Origin of the sequence: Candidatus Borrelia fainii, assembly GCF_027925085.1 — a bacterium.
GTDB lineage: Bacteria > Spirochaetota > Spirochaetia > Borreliales > Borreliaceae > Borrelia > Borrelia turicatae.
In genome coordinates this window covers 328,197-346,501 of the sequence record NZ_AP027070.1, presented here as the reverse complement: position 1 = coordinate 346,501, position 18,305 = coordinate 328,197, and the positions used below count along the sequence as shown (strand labels likewise).

Here is an 18,305-nt window from a genome sequence, read left to right as displayed (position 1 = left end):
TGTGTTAGTAATTTTTATTTATAAAAGTGATAATCTAGATAAGATATGCTTACAAAGTTTAACAATTATTGTTCAATACTAGGAAAATTATTGGTATTGGCTATTTTTATAGTTTTTGAGTCTTTTTTATTTCAACTGGTAACATTTTTTTGATAATTATATGATTGCTTATTTAGGATTTGCGCAAATGACAGGAACTTTTTTTGCTAATAGGATAACTTTTCTTTATTTTATTGTTATATTTGCATTGGGTACTACATTTAGCGTGTATGCGCTTCTCAATCATTTTCTAAGGGAAAATTTACACATGTTAAGCAGGTGTTTGCTTATGCTTTGATAATTGGAATTACTATTGAAATTATTTTTTTTGTATGTCCTTTGTTTTTTCAAAGGAGTTTATTAAGTTATTCATAGAAAAAAACGAGTCTTTAAATTTTGGAATGGATTATTTAAAAATTATTTCTGTTTCTTACATTTTTATGTTTTATTCTTTTTTATTTACCATGGGTTTTAAGAGTGTTAAGGATATAAACATACTTTTAGTTGTTACTATGTTTGTTGTACTGATGAATATTATTTTAAATTATATCTTAATTTTTGGGTTTAATATGGGTATTAAGAGGGGCTGCTTATGCTACTTTGCTTGCTAGGATTAGTGAATTTATTTTTTATTTTTTTATAATCTTTTGAATGTAAAATTCTTATTATCATCTTAAAGTAAGTGATTTCTTTGTTTCAAAGAGTGTTAAAGTGGCTTATTTAAAGATACTGATTCCTGTTTTTTTATATGACATTTGTTGAGTTTTAAGAATAACTATTTTGCATGCTTTTTATGCTTGGCTTGGAAGTAGTGAAAATATGCATTTTTTTCAGTAGCATCTAATATTTTAGATTTATACTTTGTTGTGATGCATGGGATGAGAGTTGCAACTGGTGTTATTATTGGTCATTTGATGGTAAATTATAAGGACTAGGTTAAAGCATTGAGAATATTTTTTTTCAGTTATTTGAGTTATTTTGGGATTTTTTGTAGCCTTGATTTTTTGTTTAACATCTAAAATTGTTCCTATTATTTTTAGTAATTTGGATTTTTCTGAACTTGTTAACACTTTTATCTCTATTTTTGCAAGTATTGTTGTTTTTAAGAGTTTTGCAGTTCAGACACTTGTTGGTATTTTTAGGGCCAGTGTGGTATTTTTAGAGCCAGTGGAATTCCTAATATTTATTTTTATATTGAGGTAGTAGTTGTTGTTTTTTATACATTGCCAGTTGCTTATTTTTTATTTTTTTTACAAATTTTAGATTGCTATTAATAGTTTTTATTGTCAATCTTGAAGAGAGCTTTAAAAAGATATTTATTTTAATAGAGTTTTTAAAAAATAATTGGATAAAGGACATTCATTAGGAGAACTGACTTAATTTTATAAAATATATTATAATGACAATTAGGATATTGTATGAGCAATGTGGATTTAAAATTCATTTTGATTTTATTTAATAAAGGAATTCCCGCTACTTTTTTATAGTGTATTTGTTTAAGTTGAATTTGTCTGTTTTTTGTTTGATAATTTGCAAAATTGCTGTTTTTATGTTTAGGAGGAAGGTATGTATTCATTAAGCAAATCCAAGAAAAGCAGTGTGTATCAAGATATTTTAAATATTGCAGTTCCAACAGCCATTGAATTCTTTTTGTTTAATGTTGTTGCATTGACAGATAATATTATGGTATCTTACCTTGGTGATTATCCCGTTGTTGGAGTTTCTCTTGCAAATAAATTATTTGAACTCTTTAGTACTATTGCCTTTACCGTAATGGGAGCTTATAATATATTGGCAACAAGGCAATATGCCCAGGGTGATATTGATAATTTTAAAAATACGTTTTTTATTAGCATTTTAATTCTTCTATTTTTTTCCTTTTTATTTATAGTAATTTCATTATTTTATTCATATTTTTTTCTCGGATTGTTGTCTAATGACCCAGTAGCTATCTCTTATGGAATATCTTATCTTAATATTGCTGTTTATTCTTTTATATTTGCAGTTGTTAAAGGAATTATTGCTAATTCATTAAAAATTGTTAAAATAACCAAAATTCAAATTGCTACTTCTGTTATTTCAGTTATTTTAAATGTGTCTTTTAACTATTTATTTATTTTTGTGCTTAGTATGGGGGTAATTGGTGCTGCTATTGCAACTACATTGGTTAGATTAATTGAGCTTGTTTTTTATCTTCTTTATACTGTTTTCAATATAAATTCACATTTTTATCTTAAGATTAAAAATCTAAAAATCAATCCTTTGATATTTTCTGAGCTCATTAAGGTTTTTGTTCCAATTTTCGTAAATGATTTTATTTGGTATTTGGGATATTTTGGTTTAACTGCAATCTTTTCAAGAATTGATACGGCTAAATATGCAGCTTATAGTATAACTTTTTCTACTTATTTTATCGGGCTTAATATAACTTATGCTTTTTGTTTTGCTGTTAATATTGTGATGGGATATGAGATGAATAATAATAAAAGGGAAATAATGTCTGTTGCAGCATATTTAGGAAAAATAGGTTTTGTTTTGGCTTTTTTAACTTCTCTTATAATATTTGCTTTATCATTTATAGTTCCCCATATTTTTTATAAATTAGAGTATGCAGATCTTATGGGAGTCATGCTAAGATATTATGCTATTTCATCTTTTTTTACATCCCTTGCATTTCAATATTTATTTGGGTTTTTTCGAGCAGGTGCAGCTCCAAACTTTGGAGCTATTGTGGAATGTTCTGTGACTTTCATTTATACAATTCCTGTTGCATATTTTTTGGCAAATTATACTCAAACTCCATTTGAACTTATTGTTTTTATTCCAACTCTTGAAGATATAATTAAATTTGGTATTTCTCTGCCTTATTTTTATAGTACTAAGTGGATTAAATCTATTAAAACAGGTTAATTATTTTGTTATAATACTTGTGCTGTGTATTTAGATGATATAAGGGGTAAAAATTTTTTGATTATGGGCTTAGGGCTTCATGGAGGAGGTCTGGCTGTTGCGAAGTTTTTGTTAAAACATGGTGGTAATTTGGTAATTACTGATTTAAAGAATGAATTAGAATTAATCCCAAGCATTGAGGCCTTGAAACAATTTAGAGATAAAATTCGATATGTTTTAGGATATCATGATGAGGATGATTTTAAGAGGGCAGATATTGTTATTAAAAATCCTGGTGTAAGTTTTGATAATAAATATTTAAAACTTGCAAAAAGGGTTGAGACTGATATTAGTTTATTTTTAATGTTTAATCAAAATCCAATAATTGCTATTACAGGAACTAAGGGAAAATCAACACTTGCATCTCTTTTGCACAAGGTTTTGATTATTAAATATCCAAATTCTAAGCTTGGAGGTAATATTGGGGTATCTCCTTTAAGCTTTTTAGATGATCTTGATGGAGTATCTCCTATTATTTTGGAACTTTCTTCTTGGCAATTGCATGATCTTAGGAATTTATGTCCTATAATTAGCATTATTACAAATATTTACTTTGATCATCAAAATTATTATTCAAATTTTGATAGCTATATAGAAGATAAGTCAAGAGTTTTTGTAAATCAAAATTCGGGAATTTTGATCTCTCAAGAACAAGCTTATTATAATTATTTTTTTAGATTTAAATCTAAGCTTAAGATCATTTTATTCTCAGAATCTGTGCCTTTAAATTTTGAAAATGATATTTTTTATTTTAAAAAAGGCAAAATTTATTTAAATAACAAAGTAGTCGATACTCTTAGTGAGTCAAGGGTTGTGCTATTGATCTCTAAAATGATTACTGTTTTTATTGCAAGTTATTTAGGCTTAGATTTAAGTGTTGTATCTAAAATTGTGACTGATTTTGATGGCATTGAGCATAGATTAGAATTTGTAAGAGAATTTGAAGGTGTTAAATATTATAATGATACGGCGTCAACAATTCCTGATTCTACAGTTTTGTCTGTTAAAAGTTTAAGAGCTTACGGAGGATTGATTAATCTTATTACTGGTGGAACTGATAAAGAGCTTAATTTTACAATTTTTGGTGAGATTTTAAACATGGTTAAAACCTGGATTTTGTTAAGAGGAAGTGCTACTTTAGCAATTATTAAATTTTTAGAAGATAATAATATTAATTATTTTATCTTCTCTTCTTTAGAAGAATGTGTTTGTTATGCTAAAAAAATTTCTATTCAAAATGATATAGTTTTATTTTCGCCAGCCAGTGCTTCTTTTGAACTTTTTAAGAATGAATTTGATAGAGGACTTCAATTTAAAAATTTAGTGAGCATTATGGCTTAAAATCTTTTTTTAATAATTTTATAGTAAATGTATCTTAATATTTCAAGAATACTATAGACTTTATATAAAAATTTTTTGTATACAAAGTCATAACATCCAATTCTGTGGATAAGTTTTCCTCCAAATCCGGTTTTGAATTGAAAGAGACCAAATAAAGGGTGTTTTGTATCAGCATTTGGAGGAATTCCTAAAAGATCATATTCTTTTATTGAAAGACTTTGCAGTATTTGTATTGTCTTAAATTGCACTGCATAATTTGGCATTAAATGCCTATTTTCTTTGCTTGAAGCACCATAAAGATATGTGGCCTTATCTTTATATATACCAACAATGATTCCAGATATTAGTTGTTCATTATATAGTGCAATTATTAGTTTGATTTTGGAATTTTTATCTTCTGTGAATGCTTTTATTAGATTTCTTATATAGTCTTTTGAGTGAATGGTAAATTTGTCCCTTTGGGCTGTCTCTTTATGAAGTTTGTAAAATTCATCAAAATATTTAAAGTCATCATCTATTATAACTTTGATATTTTTTTTGCTACTAAGGTTTATGTTATATCTAGTTTTCTTTTTCATTTTAGCTTTAATGGCATCTAATGAGTCATTCAAATTTAGTATTGTTGTATTTGCTGGCTGTATTTCATCGAATGATTTTTGTAGGTTTTTAAATTTAATTTTTAGTGGGATATAATCTTCTTTTAAGCCCCTTGAAGTATAAAACATTAAATCATATCGTACAAATATGGTATTTTTATGTAAATATTGTTTTATATTTTCACTAAATTTTTTAATTTGGGTATCGATCTCGTCTACATTAATTTCTTCGATTTTCTTATTTGAAAATTCTGGATGAGCGATGTAGCTTAAGTAAAATTTTCCAAAGATTTTTCTTTGCATCACAAGAATTTTGTTGAAATGATTATTACTAAATGCTATGGCTTTCCATGGACTTTTATTGCTTGAAACTTTTTTTACAGTTGTCCATAGTTTGCTTTGAAGGTAATTTTCATTTAAGTTTTCTATTTCAATTTTTTTAATATTCATTGATTTTTCTTGATTTGATACTTAATATACTTTTCCATTTGGAATTTCTCTAGATAGTATTTTTTCTTTAGAATGTTCTAGTATAAGGTTGATACCGCTTACTTTAAGTTCCCCATTTTCTGCTACAATTTGAGTTTTAAGGAATTTATCTATGCTGATTTTTGATGGTAATTTTAATTTTTTATCACTATCACTTTCAAGTATTATTCGCTCTCCAGGAATGGGATTATCTTTAAAATCTTCTACAATTATTACTTTAAAATTTTTATCCTCATCTTCAGTTGCAATTAACATTCCTTCAGATTTGATCCCTCTAAATTTGGCAGGTTTTAAATTGTCAACTATTATTATGTGTTTTTCAATTAATTCTTCTTCTTTGTAATAATCTGCCAAACTGCTTACAATTTGTTTTCCATCAGGAGTCCCGTCATCAAGTTTTAAAATGAATAACTTTTCTGCATCTGAATTTCTCTCTATTGTTTTTATTTGTACAACTTTTAAGCATACTTTTTCGCTAAATAAATTTATTGGATTTTCTGTTTGTTCATCTTGCATATTTTTACCCCCTGAATATTTTAATTTTAAACCATCAATTAATTCCTTTTCTAGCTTTGTAAATAATACTTCTGTAAACTGAATTGTATTTAAACCTAAATTTGTTCCTAAAAATTTGTTAGAAATTTCATAACTTTCTCCAAAGAATCTTCTTATTTTGTCACTTGTGTGTGGTATAAATGGTGAGATTAAGATGGATAGATCCCTTATTAAATATATTAAATTTAATAATAGCTCTTTTGTTTTTTTAGGTATACTGTCCTTTGTTTTCCACGGTTCTTTATCTTGGAATATTTTATTGCCTATTCTTGAGATATTAAGAATCTCTTTTAGAGCTGATTTTAGTTCTATTTGTTTGAAGAAATTTAAAGTTTTATTATATTTAAGATTGATTTCTTTCCAGAAATCTTCTTTTATCTCTATTGTGTCTATTTTGTCTCCAAAGAATTTTTTATAAAATGTTAATACTCGATTAACAAAGTTTGAGAAATTTCCAATAAGTTCACTGTTCACCCTTTCCATAAAGTCGTCCCACGTAAATTGAAAATCAGATTTTTCAGGTCTGTTGTAATATATGTAAAATCGCCAAATGTCAGCAGATATGCCAGTAGTAATGACGTCGTTTCCAAATATTCCAATTCCTGCAGATTTTGAAAATTTTAAGTGTTCATAGTTTAAATATTCGCTTGAAGCTAGTTTGTCTAACATTGTCCAGTTTTCTTTGCTTCCAAGCTTGATGGCAGGAAATATTACTGTGTGAAATAAGATATTGTCTTTCCCAATAAATTGTACTAAATTAGTCTCTTCGTTATTTTTCCACCAAGATTCCCAGTCTTTTGAAATTTCTTTTGTAATTGAGATATATCCGATTGGTGCATCAAACCATACATAAAATACTTTGTTTGCATATTCTTCTTTTGGTACTGGTATGCCCCATTTTAAATCTCTTGTTATTGCTCTTTCTTTAAGACCATCTCTTAAGAATGCATTTGTTGTTTTAATGGCATTGGTATTCCAGTTTTTATTGTGATCGGTTGTTTGCATCCAGTGTATAAGTTCATTTTTTATCTTTGGTAGATCAATGTAGAGATGCTTAGTTGTTTTTATAATGGGAATATTTTTACAAATTATACATTTTGGGTTTATTAAGTCGATTGGAGTTAATAATTTAGAACAATTTTCACACTGATCTCCTTTTGCATTATTTCCACAATTTGGGCATTCTCCTGTTACATATCTATCGGCTAAAAACATTTGATCTTGTTGGCAAAAAAATTGTTCACTTTCTTTATCTGTGATATAGCCATTTCTTTCTAGTTTTAAGAATAAATCTTGTACAGTTTCTTTATGGTATTTGTTAGTTGTGCGTCCAAAAATGTCAAATTTAATGTTAAACCATTCATAAATTGATTTGTGTATTTCATAATATCTGTTGCAGAGTTCTTCAGGAGTAGTTTTTTCAATTAAGGCTTTAGTTTCTGTGGCTGTACCGTATTCATCTGTTCCACAGACATAAAGCGTATCTATGTTCATCATTCTTGAATATCGTGCAAAAGCATCTGCTGATAATACTTGTACTAAGTTGCCAAGGTGAGGTATGTTATTAACATATGGCAATGCAGCTGTAATTAAGTTCTTTTTTTTCACTTGATTTATTTTTTCCTTTTTTGTTGTATTATATTCATATTTTAATACTAATATGGGTTATTTTGTTCATTTTGTTTATTGAATAATTTATGTTTTTATTAATGATAAATGTGATATGGGGGATATGTGGGTTCTTTTAATTTTAAAAATTATGTATGTGATAGAGCAAAAAAAATTGTGAGGGAAAAGGGAGATAAGGCCAGTATAGTTTTTCCTGAAAGTACTGATGTTAGGATTTTAGAAGCAGCTATTGAGCTTTTAAAGAAAGAACTTGCAGGACTTGTGGTGCTTATTGGGCGTAGAGATAATGTTTTTAGAAGATTGAAAGAACTTTCAGGTTCTAGAGATGATATCTTAGAAATGGTAAGAGTTGTAGATCCCAATTCTTTTAAAGATTTTAATAGATATTTAGATGAGTATTTTAGTTTACAACATAATAGGGCATTAACTTTAAAGCAAGCTAGAGAAGAACTTTTAGATGAAATTGCTTTTTCTATGATGATGGTTAGACTTGGTGAAGTTAAAACTTGTGTCTGTGGTGCTTTAGTGTCTTCAGCTAAAGTTTTAAGGAGCGTGTTTAAAATACTTCCTAATCTTAAAGAGACTAATTTTATATCTTCTTTTATGATTATGGATACTGGCAATGATCTTAGTCGGTTTGAAACTTGTTTTGGGTATAAGGGAATTTTAATGTTTGCTGATTGTGCTGTAATAATCAATCCTAATGCTCTTCAGCTTGCAGAAATTGCAATACAGAGTGCAAATTCATTTAAGAATATTTTTAATGCAGAGCCAAAAGTAGCCCTCCTAAGCTTTTCTACAAAGGGGTCTGCTAATTCCGTAGAAGTTGAAAAGGTGAAAGGTGCTTTAAAGCTTGTTAAAAGCAAGTGCTCAGACTTACTTATTGATGGAGAACTTCAAATTGATGCAGCTTTGGTTAAAGGTGTTGCAGAGAAAAAGTGCAGTGATTCTTTGGTTGCTGGTTCTGCGAATGTGCTTATTTTCCCTAGTTTGGAGTCTGGTAATATTGGGTATAAACTTGTTGAAAGATTGGCTTTTGCTAATGCCTATGGACCTTTTTTGCAGGGACTTAAAAACCCTGTTAGTGATCTTTCAAGGGGGTGTTCTCTAGATGATATCGTATTAACGAGTGCCTTGATGATTGGTAGTTAGTTTGTTTGAAATTGTAATAAACTCTTTGACAGAAATTTCTTCAGGTCTTTTATCTAAAAATTTTTTTAAGAAGCCTTCTTCAAGAATGCTCTCGTCTTTGATAAAGTTAATGATTGTATTTTTTAATTTTTTTCGGCGACTTATAAATACTGTTCTGACTAACTTGTTGAATGCTTGAAAGTCTTCAATTACTCTTTTGTAAGGAATGAGTTTAAGAGTTGTTGATTTTACTTTAGGAATTGGATAAAAATTTTTTTTATCAATGTCCATTATTTTAATTACATTAAAGTGTGATTGAACTAGTACTGTAAATGATGAGTAATTTTTGTTTCCCTCTTTTGCAAGCATTCTGTCTGCCAGTTCTTTTTGTACTGTAAATACCATGTGCGTTAGGATTCCATCTTCAATAAGCATTGATATTACTTTTGATGCAATGTTATAAGGTAAATTTGAAAATATTTTGTTAATATTTTGTTTTTCTTGTTTATATGTTTTTAAAAAATCACCTTTTATTAGCTTGAAATTTTTAAATTGTCCAAATTGTTCATTTAAAATTTCTGAGTACTTAGGATCAATTTCAAAAACTGTCAGAAAATTTGTTTTTTTCAGTAAAATAATTGTCATTGCTCCAAGACCTGGCCCTATTTCCCAAATTTTTTCATTTTCTTTAATTTCAAGCATATCTACTATTTTTTCTCTTATATGCTCATTAATTAAGTAATTCTGTCCCCATATTTTTCGTGGAGCTATATTTTTGCTTGCAAGTGCACGTTTTATGCTGTTTATGCTGTTATAATTTATGTTCATAGATAGTAAAAATATAGCATATTACTATCATTGGTGTTTTATGTTTTTGTTGAGATATCTCTTTTCTTGTTCTAATTTATAGCTTATATAAAGTATTGTTAAAATACTTAAGACTAGAAATATTTTCACGTTATAATTTTGAATTACTGGAAATTTGCTAAAGATAATGGCTGTTTCTTTTATTGCCTTAAAGATATAAGTGTTCATTAGATCAAGTAATAAAAATAAGTGTGTGTTAACTATGTAGCTTCCTAAGCTTAATATCGTTATTATTAAAAATGCTAGCATTAGGGGAGTAACTATTAGATTTGATAGTATTGAGATTGGTTGAAGGTTGAGATCATTAACATAAAAAATGGGAGCTGTTAAAATTTGAATCAGAAGGGTTGTAAAAATTGGATGTATGAGTTTATTTAAATTATATCTTTGATTAAGAGCAAGGGAGATTGATATTCCAAGTACTGCAAGATAGGATAACTTGAATCCTATTGAATTTAGTGTGTGTGGTAAGATTATGGCATTTATTATAAAGCTAATTGCTAATGTACTAAGCAAATTGATTTTTCCATATGTTAATTTGTAAATTATAAGCGTTTTTATCATGATAAATGCCCTTAGAGTAGATGGTGAAAAGCCTGTTAGAATTAGATAATTGAGTAGTATTGCGCTTAAAATTAAATATTTTAGTTTTTCATTTTTGATTATAAAGAGTAAATAATAAAAAATAATATAAATTAGGTAAAAATGTAGTCCAGATACCACTAATATATGTGATATACCTGCTTTTTGAAATAAATTACTCTCATATTTTGTTATATCTGATTTATTGTTCGTTAAAATCGCTTTTGAAAAGTGAGAATATTTGGTACTAATTGAGTTTAAAAACCGGTTTATTAGTTTGTTATATTTTTCTCTAATATTTACTAGCAGGGGTCTTTTGATAAGTTGCATTTTATTATTTTGAATTTTGACGATATCTCCGATTTTATATTTATTTTCAATATTTTTGAATATAAATTTATATTTTTTACCAAATCCATCTATTGATTCAATCTTGGTATTTGAATATTTTGCAAAATAGGTAATATTTGTTATTTGATAAAAATTATCCTCAAGTCTTTTAAAGTTTAGGCTAATTTCAAAGATGACTAGAAAACTTGTGCTAATCATGAATGTAAGTGATAAATGGGCATTTCTTTTTATTAGAAAAATTGACATTAAGATTAAATTTAAATATATTGGATTTAGTCTTAAGTAATATCTTGTTAATAAATTTAATGCACTTACTATAAACAATAGAATCACTGAAAATCTCTTTTTAAGAAGTATATTTTAAATATATCAAAAATGTATCGAATCAGTTTTGGATCAATTATCATAAAATTTGACAATCTTACATTTATATATCTATAATTTATTATGACATTATCAAATAAATACCCTTTAAGGTATGTTTTTTTGGAGATTTTATTATCCTATTTTATAGTTACCCGTATCTCTCCTTTTGACAGTATTGATATTGATCTTTGGAATTTTGATAAAAACCATTATTATTATTGGTTGTATAGTACTTTTTTAATTCTTTTTATTGTATATTTTTCTAAATTAACAAGTTCTTATAATTTTAAAGATGAGTTTTTTATTCCTAAATTTAATCCTATTTTTATTTGGCAAGCATTTTTAATTTTTGTTAAGTTGCTTATTTGTATTTTTTTGCTATTAATTATTTTTTGTTTTATTTTGTATTGTCTTCCAGAATCAGTTCGAGTGTGGATTGAAGTAGGTAACTCTGGTTTTATGTGGAATATAGGCAGTAAGCAATCGCTTTATTTCATGGTTATTACTTCTCTTTTTACAGGAGGAGTTGAAGAATTGTTTTACAGAGCTTTTATTATTACCAAACTTAAGCAGGTAGGGATTACTTCATTGATTGCAGCTTTGCTTAGTAGTTTTATCTTTGCTTATGGACATTTTTATTATGGATTTATTGGATTTTTATTTGCATTAATTTTTGGGGGAATTTTGTCTTATATATATTTAATACATAAAAATATATATTATTCGATTTTTGTTCATAGTTTTTATAATATCTTTGTTAGTGTTTTGCTCTTTTTGTTAAATTAGTTAAGGAGGATCTATGCTGGATACTATACCTAAGCGTTTCAGTGAAGTTGTGGGACTTTATGGTGATCTTGATATTTTTATTTATAAAGAGAATGAGTCTAAAGATTTTAAGAGACAGATATATTCTGATTTTTGGAATGAAGTTAAGAGTATTGGTTCTGGTCTTTTGCATTATGGAATTAAGAAAGGTGATAGGGTCGCTCTTATTTCTGATTCAAGAAAAGAGTGGATAATTATTGATATTGCTGTTATGAGTTTAGGATGTATTGATGTTCCAAGGGGTAATGATTCGTCTGAGGATGAGTTGGTTTATATTATTAATCATTCTGAGTCTATTTTTGTCTTTGTGGAAAATGCTAAACAGCTTCAAAAAATCATTTCTAAAAAACATGAGCTTAAATTTGTTAAATATGTTGTTGTTATTGATGATGATAAACTTTATGAGGATAAATTGGGAGATATTACAATAATCTCTTATAAAAAATTATTGAGTTTGGGGTATGATTATTTAAAAGATAATCCTAAGATGTTTGATTCTAAACTTGAAAAAGTTTCTGGCAAGGATATTGCTACTATAATATACACTTCAGGAACAACAGGATTGCCAAAAGGTGTTGTACTTTGTCATGAATCTTTTATTTTTCAAGTAGATAGGATTGGTGATTATTTGCCGGCAATTGAACCAGGGAAAATAATGATATCTATTCTTCCTTTGTGGCATTCATTTGAGAGAACTTGTGAATATATAGTTGCTCTTAATGGTATGGCGATTGCTTATTCAAAGCCTATTGGGCCCGTTTTACTTAAAGATTTTGCAGCTTTAAATCCCCATGCAATTATTTCTGTTCCAAGAATTTGGGAAGGAATAAGGATTGGCATTATGAAAAGAGTATCGGAGTCTTTTTTAAAGAGATTTTTATTTAATTTTTTCCTAAAAATAGGAATTCTTTATATAAAGCTTAAGGAAAAATTTTTAGGACTTGTTCCTGTTTACAAGAGGTCCAATTTTTTAATTTCAATTTTTGTAAAGGTTGCTTGTCTTATTGGATTAATTTTGATTTTGCCTTTTAAATTTTTAGGATATATTTTAGTCTTTAGAAAGATAAAGAAAGCACTTGGGAAAAGATTTGAGTTTGGTGTTTCTGGTGGGGGAGCGTTGGTAAATTATGTTGATTATTTTTTCAAAGCTGTAGGTATTGTAGTGCTTGAAGGTTATGGTCTTACAGAAACGGGACCTGTTTTAAGTGTAAGACGCCTTAAGAGTCCTGTTGCAAACACTGTTGGGCCTTTGTTTCCAGATATTGAATATAGAGTAGTCGGTAATGATGGTAATTCTTTATCTCCTGGTGAAAAGGGTGAGCTTTGGGTCAGATCTCCTCAAGTTATGAGTTGTTATTTTAAAGATGATACTACAACAAGAGAAGTTTTAACAAGAGATGGTTGGTTTAAGACAGGCGATTTAGTGTGTGCAACAATTAATAATGAGATTTCAATTGTTGGAAGAAGTAAAGATACGATTGTGTTAAGGGGTGGAGAAAACATTGAGCCTGAATTTATCGAGAGAGCTTTATCAAAGTCTTTATTTATTGAAAATGTTGTAGTTGTCGGTCAAGATCAAAAGTTTTTAGGAGCTATTATTGTACCTAATTTTGAAGTTCTTGAGAAATGGGCTGGTTCTAATGAAATAATATTTGCTTCTCATGATGATTTATTATCTAATGAATCTGTTAACAAGCTCTATTCTAAATGTATTTCAGATATAGTTAATCTTAAGTCTGGATTTAAGAGCTTTGAGAAGATTGTTGGATTTGTTTTATTAAAAGATAGTTTTGTTGTGGGCGAAGAACTTACTAATACTCTTAAGCTTAAGAGGTATTACATATTTGAAAAATATCATAAGAAGATAATATCGATATTTAATAAGGATGACTGTGAATTATTATGATTATGGACTTGAAATATGAATTTGAAAAGTTCACATCTTTTTCATATAGGGAATGTTAAGTAAATGCATACAATTTTTTATTGTTTGTAAAACTGCTTTTGATAAATCAATTCTTGTATGTGTAAGTTCAGGGTTATCTTTATCTATTATTTTTGTGTCTTGATAATATGCACTAAAACTTTTTGCAAGTAAGTAAGAATAGTTGGCTATTATTGAAGGATTACGATCTTTTGCAGCCTTAATTATATATTCTTCAAATTCAGAGATAATTTTGATTATTTCCCATTCGTTTTCATTGATTAAGAGGTCGAAATTAATATTTTTTCTGGGTAAATTTAATTCATCATATTTTTCAAGTACGCTGTTAATTCTTGCACCTACATATTGAATATATGGACCTGAATTTCCAGTAAATGATAAGCTTTCTTCTTTATTAAATAATATATCTTTGTGTATTGCTGTTTTGAGTAAATAGTAGTGAATAGCTCCTAGTGATATATTTAATGCAATTTTTTTGGAATCTTTCTCATTTGAATATCTCTTTTTTATCTCTGTCATAGTTGATTCGCTTAAATCATGAATTAGGTTGTCAGCATCAATTATATGACCTTCTCTTGATTTCATTTTACCTGTAGGTAAGTTTACCATGCCGTATGATAAGTGTACTAGATTATTTTCTTTTGTAATCCCTAATTTATCTGCAACGTAAAATAAAGTTTTAAAATGATGAATTTGTTCACTTCCAACTACATAAATCATTTCATCGAAATCAAATTCATTTTTTCTAGTTAATATATTTCCTAGATCTTGTGTTAAATAAATGGATGTTCCATTAGCTCTTAGGAGTACTTTTTGTTTAAATTTGTGTTCGGTCATTTCATTTGCTTTTATAGGTATATTGATACATATAGCCCCATCTTCTCGTTTATAACATAAACCTTTTTTTAATCCTTGAAGTATAATTTCTCGTCCGATCTTAAATATTTCACTTTCAAGATAAATTTTGTCGAATTTAATGTTTGTAAGTTTGTAAGTTTCTTTGATTCCTTCAATTGCCCATTTATTTAATTTTTTCCAAAGTTGAACAGCTTCTTCATCTCCTTCTTCCCATTTACATAGTAACTGTTGTATTTCATCTTCTGCCATTTTGTTATTTTTAGCATATTCGTTGTATTTTACATAAAAATCACCGATTAGATGATCTCCCTTTTTTAGGGAAAGTTCAGGGGTTGTATTATTTCCAAATTTTTTGTAAGCGAGCATGGATTTGCAGATATGTGTTCCTCTATCATTTATCAAATTTATTTTTGTTACCTGACCACCAGAAGCTTTTAGTATTCTTGATAAGCTTTCCCCAATAATGTCATTTCTAAGGTGTCCTACATGCAATGGTTTGTTTGTATTTGGTGATGAGAATTCTATTATTATCCTTTTGTTTTTAAGTACATTATTTATTCCATATTTTTCTTTCTGTTCATTGACTCTTTTGATTGTATTTTTAATATATTCTTTTCTGTTGAATTTTATGTTTAAATAAGCTCCCATTGATTTGGTTGTGTATTTCTTTCCAATCTGTTTAATTATCTCTTCAATAATTACAGATGTACTGAGTTTTAAGATTTTACTAAATTCGAATATTAGTATTGATAAATCTCCCAGTTCACTTTTTGGAGGTTTTTGCATGATTATATTTATTTTGTCTAATGTGATATTTTGTTTTAATGCAAGCTCTTTTATTGTTTTGTTAATTTTATTTTCTAAATTTTTTTTTATTTTACTGATCATTATTTTTCCCTTTAATATTTATTAGTATGTTAATCAAGAGAAAGATTAGGGATGCTGCTAGAAAAATATTTGAGCTATAAACAGGTGTTTTTATTATATTACTATCTTTAATTATCGATAATTTAATATTGAAAAGTTGTAAGCCTCCAGTATTTAGTATTTCTCTAAATAGTGAAATTATTGTGCTTAGTGATATGAATGTTATTATCGGTAATTTGGAGTATTGTAATATGCTTAATGAATCTTTTACACTTTTAAAAGGTTCATTTTTGTGAAATGAGATTATTATCACTGTTAAAATAGGGATTGAAAATCTTAAATTTTCATAAAGAATAGGAGTTATGTAGTACATGAATAGGTAAGTTAAACTAACAACAATTCCTATTATTAATAGGTAAATTCCTAATATTTGATTTCTTAATTCTATTTGTTTAATAATTATTGCTGGAAGTAAAATACACAATGAAATCCAAATTGATATTATGGTTCCTTCTAAAAAATTTTTTGTATAGGCAAAAATTGGAAATAGCATTAAGGATGTTTTTAGATATTTATCTGTGATATAAAACGTTTTATTCTTCATAAGATTTACCTTTAGCTATTTTGTTTTAAATTGATTTGTATCTGTGTTAATTTCTGTAATGTGATTTGAATTTGTTGTTCCAAAAGTTTTGATGCTTTCAACAGCTTCTATTAGTTTTTTGATTTCTTCTTTTAGTCCTTTCATTGAATTTGAAACTGTGACATTAATTTCTTCTAAAACAAAAACTGTATTAATTATCTCTTTATTTCCTCTAAACATTTCATTTGAACCTATTTTTACTTCATATGTTATTTCTCTCATTGTATTTAAAGCTTTTAAAATTTCTTGGCTACCAATTGATTGTTCTTGCATAGTGTGATTGATTTCTTCTATGACTTGAACTACGAGGTTAATTGAGTTGAATATTTGATTGAAAGTTTTATTTGTTAATTCTGATGTTTTTACTGTTTTATTGATTGAATCCATTATTTCATTTATTGATGCTGCAACTGATTCTGATTGTGAAGTAACTTGTTCTGCAAGATCTTTAATCTCTTCTGCAACGATTGCAAAACCTTTTCCAGCTTCTCCTGCATGAGAAGCCTCTATAGCAGCATTCATTGATAGTAAATTGGTTTGGCTAGCAATGGATGATATTAGTGCATTAGCTTCTTGTAGTCTTGTTGAATTTTTGTAAATATCTTTAATTTGCATGATAATCTCTTCTTGTTTTTTTCTACCATCGTCGGAAAATATTTTAAGTTCTTCTGTGCTTTTTGCAGCTTTTTGTGTTATTTCTGTGACTGATTGTATACTTCCTATCATCTCTTCAATAGCTGAGGATGATTCTTCGACGCTTGCAGCTTGAGTTTCAATTGAATTGTCAAGTGATGCGATGTTTTTAGATAAATTCTCAATTGTATTTGTTGTGTTTGAAATAAACTCAACTTGTTTTTCTATTTCCCCTTGTGTTTTTTCTATGTACTTATTTGAGTTTGTTATTGTATCATAAGCTTTATTTATTTCATTAAAGAGTAGATCACCGTTTTCTTTTAATAGTTTTACTCTGCCTTGTAGTGAGTTTATTACGTTCTTTAAATTTTCAATGAAATACCCGAAATAATTTATTGTTGCACTTATTGAATCTTTTCCTTTTGATTCAATCTTGATTGTAAGATCTCCTTCTTTGATTTTTGGAATGATCTTATTAAGTTTTTCTATCTTTGATATGATTAGTTGTTTAATTGTAATTATCATGATTAATATAAATATTATTACGAGTAATATTATTGTTGATATTGACATCAATTTAATATTGTTAAGTTCATTTGAAAATATATTGTTATAATTCATTTGTATTGCTAAATACCAAGATGAAGATATAAGTCTTGTTAATGAGATTATTTTATTGTTGTAGCTAGTATTGTAATTACTTTTTCTTTGAGCTATTGCATTGAGTAATGTATTTGTTATTTTTGAATTGTTTTCAAACAGGCTGTTTAAGGATAATTTTATAGGTTTAAGTGTTTCTTCGTCTTGTTCACCAAAAATATCTCCTTGACTGTTAATAGCATATATCTTGAAGTAATGGGAGCTGTTGTGTTTATTTCCTTTTTCTAATAAAGATCTTTCTAAAAGCATAAATATGTTTTTTCTTAGTTGTTTTATCTGTTCTAATATGTCTGCATATAAAACAACATATCCATCATAATTTATACTCATATTTTTTTCTGACTTTATGTTTGCATTACTTGTATTATACAAATCGTTTTGATCTTGTTGGGGGGAGATCTTGTAAAGCATTGGTATATAGGATTTATTGTTTATTATTGTTAAATTTTGGTTTAGTGTAATTGTGTGATAGTTATCTATATTATTATCCGTTTTCATTTCTTGTAAATTTATGTAGGTATTTAGTCTTCTCTCATCATTTGAATACAATATTTTGCCGTCTTTGTTTGTGTATTCTATTATTTTTATATAGGATGGGAATAAGCTTAACTGATCGATAGATATTACATTATTTAAATGTTCACTTTTTTGTGTATTAAGATTTTGGTTATAACTTTTAACAAAGTCATCAATAGCGATTAACATATTTCTTGTATCCCTAGAGAAGCTTTTTATCATGATATTATTGACGAATTTTGTAAAACTTTGAAGTTCTTTTGTTATTATTTTCCTATATCCGTGATCTAGTAGTAAAAAAATGGTTGTAGCAATAATCATTGTATAAATTACAATAACAATATTAAATTTATAAAAAAGAGTGGAACTAGAATGATTTTTTTTCATTTGAATCCTCACAAAAGTTTTTACAAAACATTATAATTAACTAGCATTATATATGTTTTATTATATAATTATATAC

At 27.3% G+C, this 18,305-nt stretch carries 12 protein-coding genes and 1 pseudogene; 6 read left to right on the top strand and 7 right to left on the bottom strand.

Going from position 1 to position 18,305, the window contains the following annotated elements:
• Positions 1 to 45 precede the first annotated feature (45 nt).
• The 3 genes and pseudogenes from QMG63_RS05730 to murD all read left to right on the top strand — a co-directional run bounded on the left by QMG63_RS05730 (position 46) and on the right by murD (position 4,329).
• Positions 46 to 1,405: pseudogene (locus QMG63_RS05730) on the top strand (MATE family efflux transporter).
• Between the two features lie 200 nt (positions 1,406 to 1,605).
• The gene (locus tag QMG63_RS01495) at positions 1,606 to 2,949 is read left to right on the top strand and encodes an MATE family efflux transporter (protein ID WP_281861079.1); all 1,344 of its coding nucleotides are present in this window, start codon (positions 1,606 to 1,608) and stop codon (positions 2,947 to 2,949) included.
• A 24-nt stretch (positions 2,950 to 2,973) separates the two neighbouring features.
• Entirely contained in the window at positions 2,974 to 4,329 is a 1,356-nt protein-coding gene (murD, locus tag QMG63_RS01490; protein ID WP_281861078.1) for a UDP-N-acetylmuramoyl-L-alanine--D-glutamate ligase, read from the top strand.
• On the opposite strand, the gene QMG63_RS01485 is transcribed toward murD, so the two are convergent.
• A complete protein-coding gene (locus tag QMG63_RS01485; RefSeq protein WP_281861077.1) occupies positions 4,326 to 5,375 on the bottom strand; it encodes a lipid II:glycine glycyltransferase FemX in 1,050 nt (349 codons plus the stop codon). The two genes, murD and QMG63_RS01485, sit on opposite strands and share 4 nt — an antisense overlap.
• A 21-nt stretch (positions 5,376 to 5,396) precedes the next feature.
• Complete coding sequence (gene metG, locus QMG63_RS01480) at positions 5,397 to 7,586, bottom strand: methionine--tRNA ligase (protein WP_345741254.1); 2,190 nt, start codon at positions 7,584 to 7,586, stop codon at positions 5,397 to 5,399.
• 117 nt (positions 7,587 to 7,703) lie between these two features.
• Between metG and pta the strand changes: the two genes are divergently transcribed.
• Positions 7,704 to 8,750 (top strand): phosphate acetyltransferase, encoded by a 1,047-nt coding sequence (gene pta, locus QMG63_RS01475; RefSeq protein ID WP_281861076.1) that lies wholly within the window; start codon positions 7,704 to 7,706, stop codon positions 8,748 to 8,750.
• On the opposite strand, the gene rsmA is transcribed toward pta, so the two are convergent.
• Positions 8,721 to 9,557 carry a 16S rRNA (adenine(1518)-N(6)/adenine(1519)-N(6))-dimethyltransferase RsmA gene (gene rsmA, locus QMG63_RS01470; RefSeq protein ID WP_281861075.1) on the bottom strand — a complete coding sequence of 279 codons (837 nt, stop codon included), beginning with the start codon at positions 9,555 to 9,557 and terminating at the stop codon, positions 8,721 to 8,723. The genes pta and rsmA overlap by 30 nt on opposite strands.
• Positions 9,558 to 9,584: 27 nt before the next feature.
• A complete protein-coding gene (locus QMG63_RS01465) occupies positions 9,585 to 10,862 on the bottom strand; it encodes a ComEC/Rec2 family competence protein (protein ID WP_281861074.1) in 1,278 nt (425 codons plus the stop codon).
• Positions 10,863 to 10,976: 114 nt separating this feature from the next.
• Between QMG63_RS01465 and QMG63_RS01460 the strand changes: the two genes are divergently transcribed.
• Both QMG63_RS01460 and QMG63_RS01455 read left to right on the top strand, forming a co-directional pair.
• Positions 10,977 to 11,681 carry a CPBP family intramembrane glutamic endopeptidase gene (locus QMG63_RS01460; RefSeq protein ID WP_281861072.1) on the top strand — a complete coding sequence of 235 codons (705 nt, stop codon included), beginning with the start codon at positions 10,977 to 10,979 and terminating at the stop codon, positions 11,679 to 11,681.
• Between the two features lie 13 nt (positions 11,682 to 11,694).
• Positions 11,695 to 13,626, top strand: coding sequence for an AMP-binding protein (locus QMG63_RS01455; protein ID WP_281861070.1), 1,932 nt, complete (start codon positions 11,695 to 11,697; stop codon positions 13,624 to 13,626).
• A 30-nt stretch (positions 13,627 to 13,656) separates the two neighbouring features.
• Here the strand turns inward: QMG63_RS01455 and argS are convergent, their stop codons facing one another.
• From argS to QMG63_RS01440, 3 genes are read right to left on the bottom strand one after another with little or no spacing between them, the layout of a single operon-like run.
• On the bottom strand, positions 13,657 to 15,411 hold the full coding sequence (gene argS / locus QMG63_RS01450; protein ID WP_281861068.1) for an arginine--tRNA ligase: 1,755 nt from the start codon (positions 15,409 to 15,411) through the stop codon (positions 13,657 to 13,659).
• Positions 15,401 to 15,994 (bottom strand): hypothetical protein, encoded by a 594-nt coding sequence (locus tag QMG63_RS01445; protein ID WP_281861067.1) that lies wholly within the window; start codon positions 15,992 to 15,994, stop codon positions 15,401 to 15,403. Before QMG63_RS01445 ends, argS begins: the two co-directional genes overlap by 11 nt.
• Positions 15,995 to 16,009: 15 nt before the next feature.
• Positions 16,010 to 18,229 carry a methyl-accepting chemotaxis protein gene (locus tag QMG63_RS01440; RefSeq protein WP_281861065.1) on the bottom strand — a complete coding sequence of 740 codons (2,220 nt, stop codon included), beginning with the start codon at positions 18,227 to 18,229 and terminating at the stop codon, positions 16,010 to 16,012.
• Between the last annotated feature and the right edge of the window lie 76 nt (positions 18,230 to 18,305).

What these genes read in the sequence shown, in the direction of transcription:
- QMG63_RS01495 (WP_281861079.1), top strand. Translation starts at nt 1,606, where the DNA reads ATGTATTCATTAAGCAAATCCAAGAAAAGCAGTGTGTATCAAGATATT.
- QMG63_RS01485 (WP_281861077.1), bottom strand. Translation starts at nt 5,375, where the DNA reads ATGAATATTAAAAAAATTGAAATAGAAAACTTAAATGAAAATTACCTT.
- rsmA (WP_281861075.1), bottom strand. Translation starts at nt 9,557, where the DNA reads ATGAACATAAATTATAACAGCATAAACAGCATAAAACGTGCACTTGCA.
- QMG63_RS01460 (WP_281861072.1), top strand. Translation starts at nt 10,977, where the DNA reads ATGACATTATCAAATAAATACCCTTTAAGGTATGTTTTTTTGGAGATT.
- QMG63_RS01455 (WP_281861070.1), top strand. Translation starts at nt 11,695, where the DNA reads ATGCTGGATACTATACCTAAGCGTTTCAGTGAAGTTGTGGGACTTTAT.
- argS (WP_281861068.1), bottom strand. Translation starts at nt 15,411, where the DNA reads ATGATCAGTAAAATAAAAAAAAATTTAGAAAATAAAATTAACAAAACA.
- QMG63_RS01445 (WP_281861067.1), bottom strand. Translation starts at nt 15,994, where the DNA reads ATGAAGAATAAAACGTTTTATATCACAGATAAATATCTAAAAACATCC.
- QMG63_RS01440 (WP_281861065.1), bottom strand. Translation starts at nt 18,229, where the DNA reads ATGAAAAAAAATCATTCTAGTTCCACTCTTTTTTATAAATTTAATATT.